Raw genomic sequence first — 771 nt, forward strand, 5'->3', positions numbered from 1 at the left:
GTTCGTGGCCAGGCTGCACCGGGCGACGGCGGCCCGGCGGCAGGAACTGCTGCAGGCACGCCGGACCCGGCGGGCGGAGATCGCCGCCGGGCAGGACCCTAGGTTCCTCCGCGAAACCGAGCACATCCGCAACGACCCGTCCTGGCGCGTCGCTCCCCCCGCCCCCGGCCTGGAAGACCGCCGCGTGGAAATCACCGGACCGGTGGACCAGAAGATGACCATCAACGCCCTGAACTCCGGGGCCAAGGTCTGGCTCGCTGACATGGAAGACTCCTCCACCCCCACCTGGCGCAACGTCATCAAGGGCCAGCTGAACCTCACCGACGCCCTGGAACGCCGCATCGACTTCACCTCCCCCGAAGGCAAGGAATACAAACTCCGCCCCGCCGGCGACCTGCCCACCATCGTGGTCCGCCCCCGCGGCTGGCACCTGCCCGAAAAGCACATGCTCATCGACGGCGAACCCGTCGCCGGCGGCATCGTCGACTTCGGCCTGTTCTTCTTCCACAACGCCCGCCGCCTCCTCGCCCAGGGCAAAGGCCCGTACTTCTACCTGCCCAAGATCGAGAACCACCTCGAAGCCCGGCTCTGGAACGACATCTTCATCCTCGCCCAGGACCTCCTCGGCATCCCCCAGGGCACCATCCGCGCCACCGTGCTCATCGAAACCATCACCGCAGCGTTCGAAATGGAGGAAATCCTCTACGAACTCCGCGACCACGCCGCCGGACTCAACGCCGGCCGCTGGGACTACATCTTCTCCCTCATCAA

1 protein-coding gene is annotated in these 771 nt (G+C 67.1%); it reads left to right on the plus strand.

Annotated elements, in window-relative coordinates; translation table 11 throughout:
• Window positions 1-771, plus strand: a 771-nt coding sequence (locus tag PV768_RS21845; RefSeq protein ID WP_421094206.1) for a malate synthase, incomplete at both ends; no start/stop codon positions are given.

Origin of the sequence: Pseudarthrobacter sp. CC4 (assembly GCF_048957775.1) — a bacterium.
GTDB lineage: Bacteria > Actinomycetota > Actinomycetes > Actinomycetales > Micrococcaceae > Arthrobacter.